Here is a 17,977-nt window from a genome sequence, read left to right as displayed (position 1 = left end):
ACAAGATCAAGCCCGCGTAACTTTCTCGCCCGCGAGCCCTGCCGTGAACTCCGGTGAGCGGCTCATCAGCCGGAGCATCGCGCGGTGGAAGTCCGCGCGCTCCTCCGGGGTCCAGTCGCCGGTGAGCCTGGCGAAGACCGCCTCCTGCCAGGCGTGCGCGTCGCGCAGCAGCTCCCGTCCGCTCCCGGTCAGCTCGACGGTACGGCGCCGCCCGTCGGCGGCCGAGGCGGTGACGGCGAGGTAGCCGCGCCCGGCCGCCTGGGCGACCAGCCGGGAGGCGCCCGACTGGTCGAGCCCCAGCTCGGCCGCCACCTCGTTGACGGTGATCTCCGGCCGCCCGTCCAGCGCGTGGACCGCCTCGGCCACCATGACGTCGCGCCCGCGCTCGGCCCCCGCGTTCCACCGCCGCGACCAGTGGCGCACGAAGTGGAACAGCGCCTGTCCGGGTCCCGGCTCGCTCATTCGGTCGCGGCCAGGTCGGCGTACAGGCGGGCGAACTCGAGCGCCGCCCGCAGGTCGGGAAAGCGCAGCGCGGCCGAGACCCGGTCCCCGCCGGCCCGGAACACGGTCGCGACCCTGCTCCACTCACCGTCGTGCGGCCAGCGCGCGTCCTGCTCGACGACCACGACCCGCTCGCTGACCGGGTGCCATGAGCGGGGACGCAGCTGGATCCCCGACCGCACGATCCAGTCGGCGAAGTCGCCGGGTGTGATGGGCCCCGACCCCTTGGGCCCGTTGACCACGACGGGGTCGGCCACGACCGCGCGCACGCCGTCCAGGTCCCCGCCGTTCACGACCTCGTGCCAACGGCCCACGGCCGCCTCTGTCCGCTCCGATGTGCTCATGCCTCGATATTATATGCGATTCGCATATATCTAGCGCGGAACACACGGTGCCGCGCCGCGGGTTCACCACGCCTGACGACAGCGATCCCGGCTGGATCGAGCACTACGGCCGGTGGGTGCGCGAGGGCCCCTTCGCCTTCCCGCGCACCGTCGCCGAGGGCGGCCTGGCCGCCCAGTTGAACAGCGGGCAGCGGGGGACGACCCTGGTCCGGCTGCGACCTCAGAGCCCTGAGGCGATCTTGAGGGTGATCACGCCGAGGATGATCGAGGCGAACGACAGCACCTTCGGCAGCGTGATCTTCTCCTTGTAGATCAGGGCGCCCAGGATGACGGTGCCGATCGAGCCGAGACCGGTCCAGATCGTGTAGCCGACGCCCACGTCCAGGGTCTTCAGGGCCAGGCTGAGGAAGTAGATGCCACCGGCGGCGGCCGCCATCGTGAACAGCGACGGCCACAACTTGGTGAAGCCCTTGGTGGCGTTGGTGCCGAGGGCGAAGGCGATTTCGAAGACGACGGCGAGCGCCAGAAAGAACCAGGCCATGATGGGTGTGCTCCTTAAGGGTCAGGCGGCGGCGAGCTTGTCGGACAGCTTCAGCCCGAGGACGCCACCGATGATCAGGACGAAGGCGACCGCCTTCCAGACGTTCATGGACTCGCCGAAGATCAGCGTGCCGAGAACGACGGTGCCGGTGGCGCCGATGCCGGTCCACACGGTGTAGCCGACGCCCACGTCCAGGGTCTTCAGGGCCAGGCTGAGGAAGAAGATGCCGCCCGCCGCGGCGACGATCGTCACGATGGAGGGCACCAGTTCGGTGAAGCCGTTGGTCGCGTTGGTGCCCAGCGCGAACACCACCTCGAAGACCGAGGCCACGAGCAGATAGATCCATGCCATGAGGAAAACTCCTTGCACATACAAGCGACTGAGACAGAAGTATGTATGTGCAAGCAAATTAAGTCAACCCGTGGCTCTGCGCGCCTGGAGCTTGGCCGCCAGCGACCAATAGATCATCCTGGCCATCGCCACCGGGCCGTACGAGACACCGTCGGCGTACGGGGCATCGCCGCGCAGGGTGGCGTCAGCGCCGCCGTCGACGTAGAGGATCTGGCCGGTCATGAACGTGTTGGCCGGGCCGATCGTCCAGGCCAGCGCCTCGGCCACGGCGTCGGCCGGGCCGGGGAAGCCGAGCGGCTGCGGCAGGGCCTCGGCCATGAGCTTGGCCTGGGCGGGGGTGGCGAGCATGGTGGTCCGCGCGCTCTCGGTGCCGACGATGCCGGGGGCGACGGCGTTGAGCGGGATGCCGGATCCGGCCCAGCCGGGGGCGGCGCGGCGTACCCACCGGTTGAGAGCGATCTTGGTGGAGCGGTAGAGCACGCCGCCCCTCCCCCGGGCGATCGCGCGCCGGGCCGCCGCCGTCGCGGCGGCCTCGTCGTCGCGCAGGCACGCGGCGACCACGTCGCCGTCGCCCGCCGACAGCGACGACGCGGACGACACCACGACCGCGCGCGGCGCGCTCGATCGCGCGAGCAGCGGGCGCAGGCCGTTCAGGACGGCGAGCGTGCCGAAGTAGTTGATCCGGACGGTCGCCTCCGTGGGGGCGGCGATGCCGGCCACCAGCGCGAGGCCGTCGACGCCCGACGGGGCCAGTCGCTCCACGTCCCGGACCAGCGCGGCCCTGCCGTCGGCGGTGCCGAGGTCGGCGCGGACGTCGGCACTCTCCGCCACGCCGCAGCGGATCACCCTGTCCCCGCGCTCGGCCAGCAGGTCCGCGGTGAGCGCCCCGATGCCGGTGTCGGCGCCGGTGACCACGTAGGTGCGTGTCATCGTTCATCCTTTCGCTGCACTTATGCATTTATGCACTAATGTAGCGAAAGGCGATAGGGTGTGCGGCATGCCGAAATCGACGGGGTTGCGGGATCGCAAGCGGCGGATGACCCGGGAGGCGATCGTGCGGGCCGCGACCGAGCTGTTCACCGGCCAGGGCTTCGCGCGCACCACGGTGGCCGACATCGCGGACCTGGCCGGGGTGGCGCCGCGGACGTTCTTCCTGCACTTCGCCTCCAAAGAGGACGTGCTGTTCCACCACATCGAGCGGTACGTGGAGATCGCGGTCGCCCGCGTGTCCGCGCTGCCCGCCGGGACGACGGCGTGGGAGGCGGTGCAGCGGGCGGTGGAGGCGCTGGTCGACGCCCTCGACGTGGCCGACACCAACATCGACGCGCTGGCGCCGGTCCGGGTGCTGGTGGCGCGGGAGTCGGGCGGGATGCCGCCGTCGCTGGCCGTACGCCTGCATGGGGTGCAGACGCGCATCCTCGACGCGATCGCCGGGCGTTACCCCGGGCTGGACATGCTGCACTGCGCCGCTCACCTGGGCGCCTGCGTCGGCGCCGTGAGCGCCGTGGCCTCCCAGGACGCCGTCCCGTCGGCCCGCACCGACGCCATGCGCCACGCCCTGACCCTGGCCGGCGCCGGCTTCCCCGCCCCCTGATCCCGGCCGGGCGCTCGTCGGCACCCCGATCCGGTCCGGCAGGTGTGACCAATCTTTGTGACATTGGCCTCTCTGTCCACCGAAGCGCTGCCATGTGGACAAAGCGCAGGTAGAAGGGTGTCTTGCGAGGTGGCGAACAGTGCCGGAACGGCTACGCGTAGGCGCCTCGCCCCAGGGCACAACCAAATATCGACCGTCTGTTTACTTCGACCACACGCCCCATCTCTTCTACTAGGAAGGTAACGATTCGGCGCACGAGGAGGTCACAATGAATCCGAACGCGTTAGAGACCAAAGCGCAGCAACGCGGCTGGCAGGTTGTCAGCGAGTACGACGGGGACGGGCCGATGATGACGCTCGTCCGCGATGACTGGGAGATCTGGGTGGCGTTCTCCGGATCAGCTCCCGAAACAGCGACCCTCCGCAAGCCGGGCCGCACCGAGCCGAGAAAGCTCGGACTGCGTGAGATAGGCATGTGGGTACGGCGCGACCGCGGCCAGATGAGCCGCTTCGCCGTCGATGACCAGGTCATCGTCGGCGGCAGACCGGGCACGGTCACCGACATCACGCTCGCCCGGAGTCCGGGCGACACTCCAGGACGGATCCGCCTGACCGTCGCCTACGACGACGGCGGCACCGGCACCCCGTTCAGCGACCAGGTGGAACGACCACGAGCCGGATCGGGCCGAAGATAGGCCCCGGGCAGGCACCCTCCCACCCCCCGGCCTGTCCGTCAACGTTGGGTTGACGGGCGTTGAACGTCAACCTATGGTTGACGCATGGTCACATGGGTCATGCGCGTCGCCGCCGCCCTGCTCCTTCTCGGACTGGTGAGCGCCATGTTGTGGTGAGGCGGCAAGCGTCCGCCCGCACGCGCGTACCGTGTCATAGTCGTGTACGGCCAGCGCCACCGGCCCGGCGAACGAGATCACGACGACCAGCGCCAGCAGGAACGGCTCCAGCCACCACCGCCGCAGCAACCGCGCCCGCGCCACCAGCAGCAACAGGAGCGCGATCGAGGCCGACGCGATCGAGACGGCCGGGAACACGATGATCCGCCCCAGGGCCCAGAACACACTGGACACGACCAGCGCGAACCGCTCGCCGCCCAGGCAGTTGGCCCGCGCCCACCACGCCAGGCGGATCTCCAGCAGCGTCCCCGTCGTCGAGCACAGCACCGCGATGACCGCCGGGAACGCGCAGCCGAAGGTCCAGCGCACCTCGCGTGGCTCCGGCCCGCGCCGTCGTGTCAGGGTCACGGCGCCAGCACATCAAGCCGGTGTGGGATGCTCCCGCAGGGTTTGTCGAGATCCTGTCGAGGTTCAGAGCACGGCCTGCGCCAGCGTGATCACCCCCGCCGCCACCAGCGCCGCCGCCCACATGCGGTCCACGTTGAACCACGCCCGGCGCAGGATGGTCAGGCCGGCGAGCTCGTACACGAGGACCGCCGTCACCGCCGCCGCGGCGAACATGGCCAGCGTGTGCAGACCGGCGGCGCCGAGGCCGCCGCTCATGGCGTGGCCGTGCTCGTGCATGCCGGAGAAGACGGGCAGCAGCATCAGCCCGGCCCCGTGCGCCGAGGACATGAGGAACGACCACCCGGCCAGCTGCGGCAGGGTCAGCCGCATCCCCGCCCACCGGAAGTGCCGGTCGGACAGCAGCCGCCACAGGCCGAAGCCGACCAGCAGGACGCCGCCGCCGATCGCCAGCGCGCCACCGGTGACCAGCGAGCCGGTGACGGCGACGACCACGGCCACCAGCGCCACCGACGCCAGGTGACCGGCGGCGATGGCGGGCAGGGAGGCCAGCAGGCGTCCGCGTGAGCGCTCCTGCAGGCCACGGGCGACGGCGAACAGCCAGCCCATGGCCGGGTTGAGCCCGTGGAAGGCGCCGAGCAGCAGGATCGCCGCGACCGTCACGGGAAGCAGTAGGAGTCGGAGGAGGCGTCGCCGCCCTGAAGCTTGACCTGATGGGGGCGCAGGCCGCGGAAGTCGGTGACGAACAGCCGCTCGTCGAAGGCGAACGCGTCGGTGTCGACCTTGGCGAGCCAGGAGCCGACGCCCTCGGGGTAGAACTGGTCGTCCCAGGCGCCGTACAGGGAGTTGGTGAGGTAGACGCGCTTGCCGTCGCGGCTGACCTCGACCATCTGCGGGCCGCCGCGCAACTCCAGGCCGGGGCGGGCCGGGTGCGGGGTACGGCCGGTGACGCCGCCGACGCGCAGCGAGCCGATCTCGACCGGGTTGAAGGGGTCGGCGACGTCGAACTGCTTGAGCTCGCCGGTGCCCCAGCAGGAGACGTAGAGGCGCTGGTCGTCCACCGACAGGTCGATGTCGGTGACCAGTGGAGGCACCGCGCCGAACGGCCGCAGCAGCGGCGGCAGGTCAGCGGCGTCGGCGGGCTCGGCGGGGATCGTGATGACCTTGCGCACCGCGAACCGCTCGCCCTCGCGGTACCACAGCCAGACCGACGCCGACAGGTCCTCGACGCTGGTGACGACGCCGACGAAGCCGTACTGCTGGGTGGGGTCGTGGGCGGGGCGCAGTTCCAGCGGCATCTGGTACTGGTCGCCCAGGTCGATCTCCTGCAGGTGGCGGCCCTTGGGCAGGTCCCAGACGTGCAGCCGGTGACCGTACTTGCGCCCGAGCAGCAGTTCGCCGACGAGCCCGTCCTCGATCATCGACGGCGTGCCCCACTCCGAGGTGATCAGCACGTCGTGGTTGAGGTGCCACCAGAAGTCGTAGGCCAGGTACTGCGGCCCGCGCTCACTCTCCCACCGCCTGCGCACCTCGAAGGTCCGATGGTCCAGTACGGCGATGCCGCCCGGCCCGTCCTGCCCGTCGGCCCCGCCGAGCGCGGAGACGTAGAGCCCGTCGGGCCCGCAGTGCACGGTGTGCGGTCGCGAGTACCCGGCCTTCGCTGCCAGTTCGTCCGCTTCGATGACCTTGACCAGTTCCGGGCTGATCCGGTCCTTGGTGTCGAAGATGTGGATCCGGGAGCTGCGTAACCCGGGGACGACGAGGTAGCGTCGTTCGGTGTGCGGGTGCGGGGCCGACGGGCACAGGGCGCTGCTGCAGGCGTTCCACCCGAAGTGGTGCACCTCGTCGCCGGTGTGGGGCAGGTCCGTCCAGCCGACGAGCTCGCCGTAGGTGGCCGAGCCGGGGTCGGTGTCGAGGACGGCGATCGCGTCGGGCCGCTCGGCCTTGCGGTCGAAGGCGGCCACGTAGGCGAGCTTCTCGGGCGGCCCCGCGGCAGCGTCGCGGGGCGATGGGTAGAAGGTGGGATCAGGGGTCCAGAGCGCCATACCTCCAGGATTCCGATATTTCCTACAAGGTCAATAGGCTCAGGTGAAGGTGAGCGCCGGGTAGGCCAGCAGCATGACGGCCCCGAAACCGATCTTCAGCAGCGCGTCGGCGATGCCGAAGACGCGCATGGGCACCCGCTGGGCCCGTAGCCCGACGAAGGCGTTGACGATCAGCAGGAGGCCGAGCACCACGATGAGCGGCCCGTGCGCCAGCCCCATGGGCAGGAAGTGCACGCCCACGACGAGCAGGATGGACAGGATGAGCGTGCGCTCGCCCGCGTCCTTGTAGCGGGTCAGCACCAGATAGATGAGCCCCATCTCGATCACGATGGCGCCGGCGAGGCCGGCGATGTGGATGAACGAGGGTTTGCCGAGCGAGGGCAGCAGCGCGCTCAGCCCGCTGGCGGTCAGGCCGGTGGCGAAGCCGCCGATGACGAAGACCAGCCAGCGCGAGCGGAAGATCCAGCTCAGCAGGAAGCCGAGGCCGAGAAACAGGAGGAAGAGCCCGCCACCGCGGATCAGCGGATAGGGGTGGGCCAGGAGGGTCTCGACGGTACTCATAGGACGTCAGCCTTCCATGCCGTAATGACCGCATTGACCACGTCTGCGAAGGTAGTAGGTGGAGGCCCCGCCGTCCGGGCGGCCGGGCCGGCGCCCGCCGGCAGCATGGCTAGTCGGCCGCGGGGACGCGGGCGGGCAGTTCCGGGTCGGCCGAATCGAGGGGGACCGCGGGTGAGCGCACCAGCCCGAACTGCACGCTCTGCCGCCGCAGCACCGCGTCCAGGAACCAGTCGACGGCGGTCCTGATCCGGTTGGCCGGCATCGCCATCAGGTGGTAGCCCCGGGTGACGACCTTGGCGGGGAAGCCGGTCAGCGGGACGCCGAGCGGCTGGGCCGCCGCCTGCATGCCGCCGAGGTCGACGACGAGGCCGAGGTCGTGGTGCTTGTAGGGGCGGGGCTTGCCGTAGCCGAGCGAGGCCGCGACGTTGCGGGCGACCGCCCTGCCCTGGCGCTCGGCGTGCTGGGCGGTCATCGCGCACAGCTCGCCGTCCCTGGTCAGATCCGGTACGGCAGCCGCGTCGCCACAGGCGAAGATCTCCGGGTGTCCGGGCACGGCCAGGTTCTCGTCCACGAGGATGCGCCCGCGCACGGTCTCCAGCCCGATGTCGGCGGCGAGCGGGTCGGGCCGCACTCCGGCGCCCCACACGATGGTGCGCGTGGGCACGAACTCGCCGTCGGTGAGCAGCACGCCGTCGCGCGTCGCCTCCTGGACGGAGGTGCCCGTGCGCACCTCCACTCCCCTGCGCCGCAGCACCCGCCCGGCGCTCGCCGACAGCCGCGCCGACAGCTCGGGCAGCACGCGGGGCGCGAGGTCGAGCAGCAGCCAGCGCACCGGCTGGTCGCGCAGGCGCGGATGGCGGCGGGTGAGTGACCTGGTCAGCAACTGCCCGGTGGCGGCGACCTCGGTGCCGGTGTATCCGGCGCCGACCACCACGAACGTGCACCGGGCGGCCCGCTCGGCGGCGGACTCGGCCTCGGCGGCCAGTTCGATCTGCCGGATGACGTGGTCGCGCAGGTAGACGGCCTCGGGGATGCCGCGGAAGCCGTGGCTGTGCTCAGCCACTCCGGGGATGGGCAGGATCTTGTTGACGCCGCCCACGGCCAGCACGAGCCGGTCGTAGTCCAGTTCGCGGTGGACGTCCTCGGGGTCGCGGTAGCGCACCCGCCCGGCCCGCACGTCCACGTGGTCGACGGTGCCGAGCACGACGCGCACCCCGCGCAGCGAGGCGGTCAGCGGCACCGCGATGCGGCGCGGGTCCAGGACACCGGCGGACACCTCGGGCAGCAGCGGCAGGTACAGCGAGTAGTCGGTCGGGTTGACCAGCACGATCTCGGTCTCGCCTCCGGCCTTGCGGGCCAGCGTACGCGCGGCGTGGAAGCCGGCGAACCCGGCTCCGACGATCACGATCCGCGATCGGTACATGCGGCGCCTCCTTATGAAACTGGGAGTTTCGAATCTAACGGTGTCGTATAGTGGCACAGTGCAGGAACAAGCGCAACGGATGGGCCGCCCCCGCGAGGGCCGGGTCGACACCGCCATCGCCAAAGCCACGCTGGAGCTGCTGGGCGAGGTCGGCTACGCGCGGCTGACCATGGACGAGGTCGCCGCCAGGGCCGGGATCAGCAAGGCCACGATCTACCGGCGGCACCCCTCCAAACAGGAGATGGTCTTCGCCGTGGCCATCCACGGGGACCAGCTCCCGATCCCCGACACCGGCACGCTCCGCGGCGACCTGGAACAGCTCGCGCGCACCATCGTCGGCCACCTCAGCGGCCCGGCCACCAAGGCGCTCATCGGCCTGCTCGGCGAGGTCGACACCGACCCCGACCTGGCCGACCGCTTCGTGGCCGCCTTCATCGAGCCGGAGCGCCTGGGCAACACCGCGATGCTCGAACAGGCCGTGCGACGGGGCGAGCTGGCCCGCCTGCCGGACATGAACCTGTTCCACGCGATGTTCGGCGGGACGGTGCTGGCCTGGATGCTGCTGGCCAGAAACGACCCCGAGGAGCTACCGGAACGACTGGCCACCGCGGCCCTCGCCGTCCTGCGCGACGCCGAACGACGCGCGGGTGGTACCTGAGGGCCACGCGAAGATCCACCCTTCAGCGGGACGCTGACGACCTGGGGCGATCCCTAGGTTTTCGGGCATGCCCTACTTCAGCCGGCTGTTGCTGCGCGCGCTGGTCGCCGCGGCGGTGGCCGTACCGATCTCGGGGGCGGCCGGCTCGTCGGCGGTGCCCGCCCCGGTCCCCGCCGTCCAGCCGCCGCTGTCCTCGGCCGAACCCGCCGTCCTCGCCGGCCGGTACGCGGCGAGCCGTACCTCGATCCTGGCGGCCGAACGGTCGGCGGCCGCGGCGGGGCACCCCACCCGGGCCGGGGCGCTGCGGGCGATGGCGGGCCGGGACCGCACGTTCCTGTCCTTCGACGGCCGCGACGGCGGCCGGACGGCCGAGGTCTTCGGCGACCTGTCGCGCGCCGGGACGATCGCCGTGCTGGTCCCCGGCTCCGACACCGACCTCGACTCCTACGGCCGCCTCCACGGCGGCGCCACCCGGCTGGCCGCCCAGCTGGGCGAGCGCGGGGCCGTCGTCGCCTGGGTGGGCTACCGCACGCCCGCCACCGTGAGCGCGCAGGTGCTGACCACCGGCCTGGCCGACGAGGCGGCGCCCGGCCTGCGCGCCTTCGTGCGCGAGCTGCGCGCCGCGAAACCGGACGCGCGGATCTCGCTCGTGTGCCACTCCTACGGCGCCGTCGTCTGCGGCAGCGCCGCGCCCGCTCTGCCCGTCGAGGCGATCGTCCTGTACGGCAGCCCCGGCACCGGCGCGGACACCGCCGCCGCCCTGCGCGCCACCGCCGACGTCTGGGCCGGGCGCGGCACCCGCGACTGGATCTCCGGTGTGCCGCACACCCGCGTCACGCTGCCCTTCGCCACCCTCGGCCTCGGCGCCGACCCGGTCGCACCCGGCTTCGGCGCCCGGATCTTCCCCGCGGGCACGGCCGCCCACAGCGACTACCTGAAAGCCGGCACGCCCTCACTGCGCGCCATCTCCGCGATCGTGGCCGGCCATGACGGCTGAGCCGACGCTGTCCGGGCGCATCGGCGCGGCCACCCCGCCCGGCCGCGACCGCGCCGTGGACGGGCTGCGCGCCCTGGCCATCCTCGGTGTCGTGCTGGGCCACTGGCTGGTGACCGCGCTGGTCGCCGACAGCGGCTCGGTCCGGGTGGCCAGCCCGCTCAAGGCCGTGCCCGAGCTGGCACCGATCTCCTGGGTGTTCCAGACACTCGCCCTGTTCTTCCTGGTCGGCGGCATGACCGCGGCGAAGTCCTACGCCTCGGCCACCGGCTACGGGCCGTGGATCCGCGCGCGCCTGGCCCGGCTGAGCCGTCCTGTCGTGCCGGTGCTGCTGGTGTGGTGCGTGGCGGCGGGCGGGATGCTCGTCGCGGGGGCCGAGCTCGAGACCGTGACCGCGCTGGTGCGGCTGGTGGTCTCGCCGCTGTGGTTCCTGCTGGTGTTCGCGGCGCTGACGGCTGCCACGCCACTGGCCGTCCGCCTGCACCCGGTGTGGCCGCTGGCCGTCGTCGTGGTGGTCGACCTGCTCCGGTACGGCCTGGCCGCCCCGGACTGGCTCGGCTGGGTCAACCTGGCGGCGGGCTGGCTGGTGCCGTACACGCTGGGCGCCGCCTGGACCCGCGGCACGCTGGCCCCGGCCGGAGCGCGCGGCGCGGCGGGCGTGGCTGGAACCCGCGGCGGTCCGCGCGCGCGGAGGACCGCCTGGGCTCTGCTGGTGGGCGGTGGGGTGAGCGCCGCGGCGCTCGTCGTCTGGGCCGGGTATCCGGCGTCCATGGTGGGCGTGCCGGGCGCGGCGATCTCCAACCTGAACCCGCCCACCCTCGCCGCGGTCGCCTTCGGCCTGGCCCAGTGCGGGGCGGCGCTGCTCGCCCACGGTCCGCTGACGCGGGCGCTGCGCCGTCCCGCGGCGTGGGCGGCGGTGGCGCTGGCGAACCTGTCGGCGATGACGGTGTTCCTCTGGCACCAGACGGCCATGATCGCGGTCACCGCGCTGGGCCTGGCGGCGGCGGGACCCCTGCCGGGACTGCACACCGCGCCCGTCGAATCGGGCTGGGTGGTGGCCCGTGTGGCCTGGTTGCCGGTGTTCGCGGCGGCGCTTCTGGTGTGCGTGGCGGCCTTCCGCTCCGCCGAACTGCGCCGGGCATAACACGGTGATAGGGGCAATCTGGCGGGGCCCCCTGGAGAGCATGAGCCGCTTACCGTGACAGCACCCCCCACTTTGAGGAGGATCCATGTCACGAATCCTTCGGCTGTCCTTGTCCCTCGTCCTCTCCCTCACCTTCCTGCTGCTCAGCTCCCCCGCGCAGGGCTCCGTGGTACGCGTGCTGCGCTACGACGCCAGCCGGGCGCAGGAGTTCCGGGCCACGGTGGACCAGGCGGCGCAGATCTGGAACAGCCACGTCGTCAACGTCCGTCTCGTCCCCGGCACCCCCGCGCAGATCACCGTCCTGGCCGACAACGGCTGGCCCCGGGCGCTGCCGACCAGCCTGGGCCGCGGCACCATCTGGATGGGCCGGCAGGCCACCGCGCAGGGGCACAACGCGCTGCGCATCGCCACCCACGAGATCGGTCACATCCTGGGCCTGCCCGACCGCCGCACCGGCCGCTGCACGGACCTGATGTCGGGTTCGAGCGCGGGCACGAGCTGCACCAACCCCAACCCGAACGCGGCCGAACGGGCCGAGGTGGACCGGAACTTCGCCGGCGGCACCCCGGCCGTGGAGTTCGGCAAGGTTCACGTCAACCGCTGAGTTCACTCAGAGGGCGGCGGTCAGCCAGGGCCGGATGAGGGGCACGACCACGGACGCCCGCATGGCGCTCATGTGGTCGAGCCCGTCGAGCAGGCGCACGTCCCAGCCGTGCGCCTCCATCTCCGCCCGCCGCCCTCGGAACGGCCCGGCGATGTCGACGACCGTGTCGCCCCACGCCGGGCCGTACTCGATCACGTCGCCGGATCCGGCGAAGGCCAGCCGGGGGCAGGTCACCCGCTCCTGGACGGCGGCGTCGTCGAAGCCCTTCAACGCCTGGTAGAGGGTGGCGAACTGGCGGGTCTGCGCGGGCGACATCGTCACCGTGGCGCTCGACCAGTCCCCCGGCTCCGCCGGCTCGGCGGATTCGGCGGGCTGGGCGGGTGCTTCCAGCGCCATCCGGTACGTGGCCATGGTCACGGCAAGCATCGCCTCGTACGGCCCGCCGAGCGGCGGATATCCGCCCATGACCAGAGCGGAGAGCCGGTCGGTGCGGATGGCGAGCTGCAGCCCGGTCAGGGCCAGCCAGGAGTACCCGTAGTAGGCGAAGGTCCCGGCGCCCGCCGCGTCGGCGACGGCGAGCATGTCGCGGGCGAGGTTGTCGGGCGTGAGCGTCTCGGGCTTGGGCCGGCTCAGCACGTGCCCCTCGTAGTCGAAGACGATGACGCGCAGGCCCTCGCTCAGTCCTTGGACGAGGTGGTGGCCGAGCGAGAGGTCGGCGCCCCACTTGGCGGCCTCCTCGGCCTTGGCGGCGTCCTGCGCGGGGTGCGGGTTGGCCGGCAGCAGCAGGGCGGGCCCGTCTCCGTGGATCTCGAACTCGATGGTCTGCCCGTCGTGGAGGGTCGCGGTCGGCATCGGATGCCCCTTATCTCTTTACGGCATAAGCGATTGTCTCCGACCACAATACCTTAGGCCGTAAGGAGTTACGTCATCCCGCTCCGAACGACTGGAACGACCACCCCGTCGCCACCGCCACCGGGTCGCCGGCGCACTCGCGGCGAGCGGCCGTCAGCGCGGCGGGCAGCGCCGCGCCGGCGCGCAGTTCCCGGTGCAGGCTCACCATCAGCGGCACGGCGGCCGCGTCGTTGACCGGGACGACGCTGGCCACCACCCCGGCCGTGCCCAGCTTCACCAGGCAGGCCACCAGACCGAGCAGCTCGTCGGCGCCCGCCGCGGCGCCGCGCCCCGACTCGCAGCTCGACAGCACGACCTGCCGCGGCGGACGGCGCAGGCGCTCCAGGTCGTAGACCGTCAGCGGCCCGTCGTCCACGCGCAGCGCCGAGAACAGCGGGCTGTCGGCGCGGAAGGTCCCGTGCGCGGCGATGTGCGCGAGCCGCCGCCCCTCCATCGCCGCCAGGATCCTCGGTACGGTCGCCGTCCCGTCCCCCAGCACGACCGGGCCGGCGTGCCCGGCGGCGATCTTCGGCACCTCGGCGCCCTTCGAGGCCAGGCCGGGCCCGCGTACCAGCACCACGCCCTCGCCGTCCGCGCCCGGCTCGCGGGCGCGCAGCCAGGAGGCGGCCGACGGCGCCACGCTCACCACGCGCTCGCGCAGCGACGGCAGCATGCTCCACGGCACCCCGTGCAGGCGGCCGGGCGGCACGATCACCACGTCACGGCCGCCGAGCGCCCGGCCGGACGCGCCGAGCAGCAGCCGTTCCAGCTCGGCTCCCGCGCTCTCCAGCTGGTTGAGCAGCGTCACGGGGGCGAGCGTGGAGCGGCCGTGGGCCAGGCGTGACAGCGCGAACCTGGCCAGGTGCAGTTGCCGCGCCGCCTGCTCCAGCGGCCCCGCGGGCAGCCGCCTGACCCGGCCGTCGCCGCACAGCAGGACGTGCAGGCGGCCGTCGACCTCGACGAGTTCGAGCAGCAGGTCCCCGCCCAGCGCCGCCAGCAGCCTGGCGGGGTCGAAGGGCGGGCAGGCGATCCGGTCGCCGCGGGCGCGCAGCGCTCTGGCCCGTGCCGCGCGCTCCAGCCGTACCTGCTCGGCCTGGAGGAGCGCGGTCGGCAGGCCGCGGGCGTGCGCGTCGGCCAGCCGGCCGGCGACCGCGCGGATCGCGGCGAGGTCGGACTGCAGGTCGGGGTCGTCGGGCGGGCGGGCCGGCGGGACGGCCAGCGCGCCCGCCCGCCACCGCTCGCTCCACGTCAGCAACATCCTCGGCCGGCCCGCGCGCAGGGCGTGGCGCTGGCCGAGCGCGGCCAGTTCCGCGCCCTGGGCGGTGGCCTGGGCGCGCAGTTCCGAGGAGCCGAGAGTGCCGCGATGCTCGTCGATGACGGCGAGGCCGCGGCCACAGGCGTGCAGGAGCGCCCGCGCGTCGCCTTCGAGCTGCGCGAGCAGCGCGTGGGCGAGCCAGCCCGTGGTCCGCGCCTGCGCGGGCCCGCCCCGCCGCGCCCGCGCCGCCGCCGTGAGGTGCTCGCGCGCCACGCGGGTACGGCCGAGCGCGAGCGCGATCCGGCCGGTCAGCAGGTGTCCGAGCGGCAGGTGCGGCGAGGAGAGCGCGGCCAGGTCGCGCACGCACGCCCCGGCCGCCCGCAGCAGCGTGCCGGTCGGCGACCCCGCGGCGAACTCGGCCCGCACCATGACCAGCCGCGCGTGCGCCCGCCACCACCGGCGCCGCTGCCGGTCGAACAGGCGGGCGGCGCCTCCGGCACGTTCCAGCGCGGCGGCGGGGCGGCCCGCCGCGAGGGCGCACTCGGCAGCGGTCAGCATGAGCTCTGCCTGTTTGGAGCGCTGCCCGCGCGTACCGAGCAGCCGCTCGATGGCCTCGTCCGCCTCGGCCAGCGCCTCCTCGGGCAGCCCGGCGGTCAGCAGGGCGGCGCAGCGGTGCAGGCTCAAGGTGGCGTCGGCCGTGCCGAGCCGGTCGTAGTGGCGGGCGGCGGCGTCGAAGTGGCCGAGCGCGGCGGGCAGGTCGCCGACGCGCAGCGCCAGCACGCCGTGGTTGGCGGTGGCGTCGGCGGACTCCAGCTCCTGCCCCGTCTGGGCGAACAGCTCCCCGGCCCGGCCGAGATCGGCCGCGGCGCGGGCCGGCGCGCCCAGCGCGAGGTGACAGAAGGCCCGCTCGGTGCGGGCACGAGCCTCCCACAGCAGGTCACCGGCCACACGCAGGACGGAGATGGCGGCGTTCAGGTCGGCCAGCGCGGCCCGGTGGCGGCCCAGCACGAGCAGCACGCCGCCGCGCCTGAGCAGGATGCGGCCGTGGGTCAGGCCGGTGGACAGCCCGACGGCGGTGTTGAGCGCGGTGCGGCCGGAGGCGGTGCGCCCGGCGAAGACGAGCGCGACGCCGAGCGTGGCCAGCACGTCGGCCTCCCGCTCGGCCGAGCGGCACTTCCTGGCCAGCCGCCGGGCCGCGCGCAGTTCCCGGACCGCCTGCTCGATGTCGCCGAACTCGCGCAGCACGATGCCGATGGCCTGCCGGGCGAGGGAGGCGGCGTACGGGCCCGGGTCGTCGGCCAGCAGCCGGCGGGCACGTTCCAGCGCCTCGTTGGGGCGCGACAGGGCGAGGGGGAGCAGGTCGGCCGCCATGATTCCGACAATGCGCGCAGGCCGTAGCGCTCGCAAGCCCTGCGGCGATGTACTGGCTATGGATGCGGTCTTCGAGGCGCAGTTCCGAGCCATCCAGCGCAGGATGGCGGCAAGGGGGGTATCCGCCGAGGTGGCGTGGACTCCCGACGGGCAGGTCGACTACGTGTACGAGGCCGATCGCCTCCTGGTGATCGACGAGGGCCGGAACGTGGGCCGGGTCAGGGAACTGCTGCCCGGCGCCGAGGTCGTTCCCGAGGAGCGGCAGCGGCCGGAAGGAGAGGATCGCCAGCCGGGCAACACCACGATGCTGGTGTCGATCGAGAACCTGGAGGACGGCCGGCGTACCGTGCCGGAGGCGCTCGACCTGCTGGAGGAGCGGGACGGCTCGGCCCGTGCCGCGGACGGGCCGCCGCTGGCCTCGCCCAACCACGTGCTGCACATCACCCGGCTGTGCCCGGCGGTCGAGCCCGAGGTGCCGGCCGGGATGCCCGCGCGGCCGTGGCCGCCGCAGCGGGACCCTGCCGGGAAGGCGCAGCGGATCCTGATCGGGATCGTGGACACCGGCATCCTCGAGGACCTCCCGCACCCCTGGCTGGCGGGGGTGCGCGGCGACGTCGAGCGGATCGGGCCGATCCTGCCCTCGGGGCTGGCGCACATCGAGCAGTTCCAGGGCCACGGGACCTTCGCCGCCGGGGTCGCGCGCTGCACGGCGCCGGACGCGGAGGTGTACGTCGCCGACCACTTCGCCGAGTCGGGGGCGGAGCGGGAGAACGTGATCATCAACAAGATCATCCGGCTGATCGGGGACCTGCGCCCGCAGGTCGTCAACCTGTCCGCGGGCACCTACACCCGCAACCGCTGGAACTCGCTGGGCTTCTCCCTGTTCCCCGATCTCTTCCCCGGCGTGCTGCTCGTGTGCGCGGCCGGCAACGACGGCACCAGCCGCCCCTTCTACCCCGCCGCCTTCCCGTGGGCGCTGGCCGTCGGCGCGCTCGGCCCCGACCAGAACCACCGTGCCTGGTTCAGCAACCACGGCCCGTGGGTGGACGTGTACACGCTCGGCGAAGGCCTGGTCAACGCCTACGCCACCGGCACCTACACCTACCGCGAGCCGCCCAGGCGTCCCGCCAGGCAGGACTTCACCGGCATGGCCCGCTGGGACGGCACCTCCTTCGCCGCGCCGCTGGTGGCCGGGATCGCCGCCGCCCACCTGGCCACGCACGGCGGCGGTCCCGAGGAGGCCAGGCGGGCGGTGCTGGACGCGAGCCGGCATCAGCAGGGTCTCGGGGCCGTTCTGCGGCTCTGACGTATCAGGGCGCCGCCGTCCGCCTCTGTAAGGAGTGAGAACGACTGTGACGGAGGCCGACATGATGCGCTTTCCTGGCGGCGCCCGCCGTATGAAAATGGCGTGATGCGCGATGATCCAGCGGTTGTGTCCCTTGTCCGGCGCGCACACGCCGGCGACAAGGACGCGTGGGACGAGATCGTGGAGCGCTACGCTCCGCTGGTGTGGGCGACCTGCCGGGCCTTCCGCCTCAGCCGGGACGAGGCCGACGACGTGGCCCAGACCGTGTGGCTGGCGCTGCTGGACCACCGGCTGCGCGAGCCGGCGGCGCTGCCGGGCTGGCTGGCCACGGTGACGCGGCGCGAGTGCGGCCGGCGCAGCGCCTCCGCGGCCTGGCAGCGCACGCACCTGAGGCCGTGGGCCGACCACGACGCGCCCGCCGACGACGGGCCGGTCGACCGCGAACTGCTGGAGGCCGAGCGCAACACCGCCCTCTACGCGGGCTTCCGCCAGCTGGGCGAGCGGTGCAGAACTCTGCTGTCCTTGCTGGTACGGCTGCCGCCGGCGCCGTACGAGGAGATCAGCACGACGCTCGGCATCCCCGTGGGCTCGATCGGCCCCACGCGCGGACGCTGCCTGGCGGAGCTGCGGCGGCGCCCGGAGGTCGCGGCGCTGATCCGCTCGGAGGGGGGCTGACGCGATGGAGACACCGTGGTGGACGGACGACGAGGCCCTGCTGGCCGCGCTCGGGGAGGCCACGCGGGCGGCCGAGGAGGTGCCGCCGGAGTTCGTGAGCGCGGCCAAGGTCGCGTTCCTGTGGCGTGACGTCGAGGCCGAGCTGGCCGGGCTGGTCTACGACTCGGCGCTGGACCGGGAGCTCGCGGCGGTCACCAGGGGCGGGCAGCGGGTGCTGATCTTCCGCACCGGCAAGGACACGATCGAGGCCGAGGTGGGACCCGAGACGCTCCTCGGGCAGTTGCTCCCACCCCGGCCCGGTACGGCCGAGCGCCAGCTCGCGACCGGGGAGGCCGAGACCACCCCGATCGACGAGGCCGGCTGCTTCGTCTTCCCCTCAGCGGCGTCCGGAACCTTCCGGATCCGCTGCCGCTCGCAGGAGGGCGTCGTGCGGACCCCTTGGGTGACCGGAGTGCCACGCTGAG

At 73.0% G+C, this 17,977-nt stretch carries 21 protein-coding genes; 9 read left to right on the top strand and 12 right to left on the bottom strand.

Features of this window, described 5'->3' with window-relative positions:
• Window positions 1-6: 6 nt before the first annotated feature.
• From ACIBHY_RS04100 to ACIBHY_RS04080, 5 genes are all read right to left on the bottom strand, one after another.
• The gene (locus ACIBHY_RS04100) at window positions 7-462 is read right to left on the bottom strand and encodes a MarR family winged helix-turn-helix transcriptional regulator (RefSeq protein ID WP_397305889.1); all 456 of its coding nucleotides are present in this window, start codon (window positions 460-462) and stop codon (window positions 7-9) included.
• Window positions 459-845, bottom strand: coding sequence for a hypothetical protein (locus ACIBHY_RS04095; protein ID WP_397305887.1), 387 nt, complete (start codon window positions 843-845; stop codon window positions 459-461). The genes ACIBHY_RS04100 and ACIBHY_RS04095 overlap by 4 nt, the downstream gene beginning before the upstream one ends.
• Before the next feature lie 220 nt (window positions 846-1,065).
• On the bottom strand, window positions 1,066-1,386 hold the full coding sequence (locus ACIBHY_RS04090) for a DMT family transporter (protein WP_397246689.1): 321 nt from the start codon (window positions 1,384-1,386) through the stop codon (window positions 1,066-1,068).
• 21 nt (window positions 1,387-1,407) lie between these two features.
• The gene (locus ACIBHY_RS04085; RefSeq protein ID WP_397305886.1) at window positions 1,408-1,737 is read right to left on the bottom strand and encodes a DMT family transporter; all 330 of its coding nucleotides are present in this window, start codon (window positions 1,735-1,737) and stop codon (window positions 1,408-1,410) included.
• A 63-nt stretch (window positions 1,738-1,800) separates the two neighbouring features.
• On the bottom strand, window positions 1,801-2,667 hold the full coding sequence (locus ACIBHY_RS04080; RefSeq protein WP_397305885.1) for an SDR family oxidoreductase: 867 nt from the start codon (window positions 2,665-2,667) through the stop codon (window positions 1,801-1,803).
• Window positions 2,668-2,734: 67 nt separating this feature from the next.
• Here ACIBHY_RS04080 and ACIBHY_RS04075 point away from each other — a divergent pair, with 67 nt between their 5' ends.
• Together ACIBHY_RS04075 and ACIBHY_RS04070 are read left to right on the top strand one after the other, a co-directional pair.
• Complete coding sequence (locus tag ACIBHY_RS04075) at window positions 2,735-3,331, top strand: TetR/AcrR family transcriptional regulator (protein WP_397305884.1); 597 nt, start codon at window positions 2,735-2,737, stop codon at window positions 3,329-3,331.
• Between the two features lie 268 nt (window positions 3,332-3,599).
• Window positions 3,600-4,025, top strand: a complete 426-nt coding sequence (locus ACIBHY_RS04070; RefSeq protein WP_397246681.1) for a hypothetical protein — start codon at window positions 3,600-3,602, stop codon at window positions 4,023-4,025.
• A 66-nt stretch (window positions 4,026-4,091) separates the two neighbouring features.
• On the opposite strand, the gene ACIBHY_RS04065 is transcribed toward ACIBHY_RS04070, so the two are convergent.
• The 5 genes from ACIBHY_RS04065 to ACIBHY_RS04045 form a co-directional block, all read right to left on the bottom strand.
• The gene (locus tag ACIBHY_RS04065; RefSeq protein ID WP_397246679.1) at window positions 4,092-4,589 is read right to left on the bottom strand and encodes a hypothetical protein; all 498 of its coding nucleotides are present in this window, start codon (window positions 4,587-4,589) and stop codon (window positions 4,092-4,094) included.
• Between the two features lie 63 nt (window positions 4,590-4,652).
• The gene (locus ACIBHY_RS04060) at window positions 4,653-5,249 is read right to left on the bottom strand and encodes a hypothetical protein (protein WP_379612811.1); all 597 of its coding nucleotides are present in this window, start codon (window positions 5,247-5,249) and stop codon (window positions 4,653-4,655) included.
• A complete protein-coding gene (locus ACIBHY_RS04055) occupies window positions 5,246-6,631 on the bottom strand; it encodes a selenium-binding protein SBP56-related protein (RefSeq protein WP_397305883.1) in 1,386 nt (461 codons plus the stop codon). The genes ACIBHY_RS04060 and ACIBHY_RS04055 overlap by 4 nt, the downstream gene beginning before the upstream one ends.
• Window positions 6,632-6,670: 39 nt before the next feature.
• The gene (locus tag ACIBHY_RS04050; protein WP_397246675.1) at window positions 6,671-7,192 is read right to left on the bottom strand and encodes a DUF6609 family protein; all 522 of its coding nucleotides are present in this window, start codon (window positions 7,190-7,192) and stop codon (window positions 6,671-6,673) included.
• 109 nt (window positions 7,193-7,301) lie between these two features.
• Entirely contained in the window at window positions 7,302-8,615 is a 1,314-nt protein-coding gene (locus ACIBHY_RS04045) for an NAD(P)/FAD-dependent oxidoreductase (protein ID WP_397305882.1), read from the bottom strand.
• Between the two features lie 58 nt (window positions 8,616-8,673).
• Here ACIBHY_RS04045 and ACIBHY_RS04040 point away from each other — a divergent pair, with 58 nt between their 5' ends.
• From ACIBHY_RS04040 to ACIBHY_RS04025, 4 genes are all read left to right on the top strand, one after another.
• Entirely contained in the window at window positions 8,674-9,273 is a 600-nt protein-coding gene (locus ACIBHY_RS04040) for a TetR/AcrR family transcriptional regulator (protein WP_397246671.1), read from the top strand.
• Between the two features lie 67 nt (window positions 9,274-9,340).
• Window positions 9,341-10,270, top strand: a complete 930-nt coding sequence (locus tag ACIBHY_RS04035) for an alpha/beta hydrolase (RefSeq protein WP_397305881.1) — start codon at window positions 9,341-9,343, stop codon at window positions 10,268-10,270.
• Window positions 10,260-11,411 carry an acyltransferase gene (locus tag ACIBHY_RS04030; protein WP_397305879.1) on the top strand — a complete coding sequence of 384 codons (1,152 nt, stop codon included), beginning with the start codon at window positions 10,260-10,262 and terminating at the stop codon, window positions 11,409-11,411. Before ACIBHY_RS04035 ends, ACIBHY_RS04030 begins: the two co-directional genes overlap by 11 nt.
• Before the next feature lie 85 nt (window positions 11,412-11,496).
• Window positions 11,497-12,015 (top strand): snapalysin family zinc-dependent metalloprotease, encoded by a 519-nt coding sequence (locus tag ACIBHY_RS04025; RefSeq protein WP_379612818.1) that lies wholly within the window; start codon window positions 11,497-11,499, stop codon window positions 12,013-12,015.
• Between the two features lie 6 nt (window positions 12,016-12,021).
• Here ACIBHY_RS04025 and ACIBHY_RS04020 read toward each other — a convergent pair whose 3' ends face one another.
• On the bottom strand, window positions 12,022-12,867 hold the full coding sequence (locus tag ACIBHY_RS04020; protein WP_397305878.1) for an alpha/beta fold hydrolase: 846 nt from the start codon (window positions 12,865-12,867) through the stop codon (window positions 12,022-12,024).
• Window positions 12,868-12,940: 73 nt separating this feature from the next.
• On the bottom strand, window positions 12,941-15,532 hold the full coding sequence (locus ACIBHY_RS04015; protein WP_397246663.1) for a CHAT domain-containing protein: 2,592 nt from the start codon (window positions 15,530-15,532) through the stop codon (window positions 12,941-12,943).
• A gap of 58 nt (window positions 15,533-15,590) precedes the next feature.
• Between ACIBHY_RS04015 and ACIBHY_RS04010 the strand changes: the two genes are divergently transcribed.
• The 3 genes from ACIBHY_RS04010 to ACIBHY_RS04000 all read left to right on the top strand — a co-directional run bounded on the left by ACIBHY_RS04010 (window position 15,591) and on the right by ACIBHY_RS04000 (window position 17,976).
• Window positions 15,591-16,838 (top strand): S8/S53 family peptidase, encoded by a 1,248-nt coding sequence (locus tag ACIBHY_RS04010; RefSeq protein ID WP_397305876.1) that lies wholly within the window; start codon window positions 15,591-15,593, stop codon window positions 16,836-16,838.
• A 126-nt stretch (window positions 16,839-16,964) separates the two neighbouring features.
• Entirely contained in the window at window positions 16,965-17,513 is a 549-nt protein-coding gene (locus tag ACIBHY_RS04005; RefSeq protein ID WP_397246659.1) for an RNA polymerase sigma factor, read from the top strand.
• Between the two features lie 4 nt (window positions 17,514-17,517).
• On the top strand, window positions 17,518-17,976 hold the full coding sequence (locus ACIBHY_RS04000) for a hypothetical protein (protein WP_397305875.1): 459 nt from the start codon (window positions 17,518-17,520) through the stop codon (window positions 17,974-17,976).
• Window position 17,977: the final 1 nt, after the last annotated feature.

The sequence above is a fragment of the Nonomuraea sp. NPDC050547 genome (genome assembly GCF_044457345.1).
In the GTDB taxonomy this organism is placed as follows: Bacteria; Actinomycetota; Actinomycetes; order Streptosporangiales; family Streptosporangiaceae; genus Nonomuraea.
Note: the sequence above shows the minus strand (reverse complement) of the source record. Positions and strands in the feature narration are given on the sequence as shown.